We start from the raw sequence: 2,356 nt of genomic DNA on the forward strand, positions 1-2,356 counted from the left end.
ACATTGAACATGCCGCCGCGCAGGCCGATGCAAGCAGCGACGCCGCAGATCAGGATCGGCGTCGTCTGCAGCAAGGTTCCGGCAATCTTTGCCTGATCGCCGAAGGCGCCGCGCAACAGCGTCATGAAGACGCGTACCGGGCTTTCACCGACCATGAGGATGATGATCGCGCCCATGAGCAACGCTACGGCGACGGCGATGATCTGACCGGAAACGGCACGCAAACGGTCGTTCATCTTGGAGACTCCGGCATCATGCAGGCTCCGCGGCGAATTCCGGCACGGCCACGCCTGCCATCATCATGCCGATGCGGTCTTCATCGGCATCATCGCCGGCGACCTCGCCCATAATCCGCCCGTTGAACATCACCAGGATGCGATCGGCAAGGGCGGCAAGTTCGTCGAGCTGCACGGAAATCAGCAGGATTGCGCGGCCGGCCGCGCGCTGGCGCATGATCTCGTCATGAATGGCTTCCTGCGCGCCGATGTCGACGCCGCGCGTCGGCTGATCGATCAGCAGGAAGTCGGCGCCATTGGTGAATTCGCGTGCCAGCACGACCTTCTGGATGTTGCCGCCCGAAAGCCGTTTGACAGCATCGCCTGATCCTTGCGCGCGAATATCGAAATCCCTGATCAGCTTGGAGGCGTTTTGGCCGATGGCGTTCCAGTTGAGCACACCACTGCTGCTCCATGGCGCACGGCGCTGGCGGCCCATCAGCATGTTTGCCGCAATCGATGCATTGCGGTCGACCCCGCGCACCATCCGATCGCCTGGAACATGCGCCAAGCCGGCCTCGCGGATTTCCGCCGGGGAAAGGGCGGCGAGGTTACGGCCCTTCAGCCGGGCTACGCCATGGCTTGCAGGCCGCAGGCCCGAAAGCACCTCTGCCAGTTCCGTCTGGCCATTGCCGGCAACGCCGGCGATTCCCACCACCTCGCCGGAGCGGACCGTGAGGTTGACGTTGCGCAGCGCCGGCAACCGGCGGTCGTCGCGTGCCCACAATTCCTTGACCTCCAGGACTACCTCGCCCCGCTGCGGTTCGCGCGGACGGCGATCGAAGCTGACCTCGCGGCCGACCATCATGCGCACCAATTCGTCCTTGCTGAGCTCGGCCGTCGGGCGGGTCGCGACCCTCCTGCCGTTGCGCAGCACCGTCACGGTGTCTGAGACCTCCATCACCTCTTCCAGATGATGCGAAATGAAGATCACCGTCATGCCCTCCGCCACGAAGCTGCGCAGCGTCTGGAACAGCTCACGGCTCTCCTGTGGCGTCAGCACCGCGGTCGGCTCGTCGAGGATGATGGTGCGCGCGCCGCGCACCAGCACCTTCAAGATTTCGATGCGTTGCTCTATGCCGACCGAGAGCAGTCCGACGCGCTCGGTCGGATCGACCCGCAGCCCGAAACGCTCCGACAGTTCGCGGGTGCGTGCGATCTGCGTGGCGTGGTCGATCAGCCCATGGCGGCGGATCTCCATGCCGAGAAAAACATTGTCGGCGACCGAGAGCGAGGGAACGAGCTTGAAATGCTGATGCACCATCCCGAGACCGGCCTTGATGGCGACGGCGGGATCGGCGACCACTGTCTCCTCGTCGTTCAACCGGATTGAGCCTTCGTCGGGTTGCAGGAGACCGAACAGGATGTTCATCAATGTCGTCTTGCCGGCGCCGTTCTCGCCGATGATGGCGTGGATTTCGCCCCTGCGCACGGCAAGGTCGATCCCGTCATTGGCAACAAAGGCGCCGAAACGCTTGGTGATGCCCGTCAACGCGACGGCCATCGCAGCAAGATTAGGGCCGGCAACATTGGCGGCGGCAGCATTGTTGCCGGCATTGTGGGGGGTCGAAGACCCCGACGCGTTCGACACCATGGCTCTCGCAGATTGAGGCTGATCCGCCGCAAGTCGCAGCGGATCAGCCAAGCGCTTTCTTGGGAGGATGCGCTGTTGTTGTCCTACTTCGCCCTGGCAATCTCGATCTTGCCATCGAGAATGGCCTTCTTGATCTCGTCCAGCTTGGCCGTCACATCGGCCGGGATCGTCGGGGCGATATCATCGCAGACCTTGACCTCGACGCCGCCCGAAGCGAGGTCGAAGGTGCGGGTGCCAGCGGTGACCTTGCGGCCCTCGACCTCGTCCTTGATCAGCGTGTAGACGGCGATGTCGCCGCGCTTCAGCATGCTTGCGAGCACATTTCCGGGGGCCGTGCCGCACATGTCGATGTCGACGCCGATCGAGTATTTGTCGACCGCAGCACTTGCCTGCATCACGCCTTCACCCGTCGGGCCGGCGACGTTGTAGACGATGTCGGCGCCCTGGCCGTAAAGCGCCTGGGCGAGCTCGCTGCCCTTGGCCGGAT

General features: G+C 63.8%; 2 protein-coding genes and 1 pseudogene. All 3 read right to left on the reverse strand.

Features of this window, described 5'->3' with window-relative positions; all coding sequences use genetic code 11:
- Positions 1-236, reverse strand: a pseudogene (locus E5W87_RS22325) (ABC transporter permease); the annotation flags it as partial.
- A 16-nt stretch (positions 237-252) separates the two neighbouring features.
- Complete coding sequence (locus E5W87_RS22330; protein WP_292402383.1) at positions 253-1,779, reverse strand: ABC transporter ATP-binding protein; 1,527 nt, start codon at positions 1,777-1,779, stop codon at positions 253-255.
- Positions 1,780-1,952: 173 nt separating this feature from the next.
- On the reverse strand, positions 1,953-2,356 hold a 404-nt coding region (locus E5W87_RS22335), incomplete at its 5' end, for a BMP family protein (protein ID WP_292402334.1).

The organism is Mesorhizobium sp., assembly GCF_004962925.1.
In the GTDB taxonomy this organism is placed as follows: domain Bacteria; phylum Pseudomonadota; class Alphaproteobacteria; order Rhizobiales; family Rhizobiaceae; genus Mesorhizobium.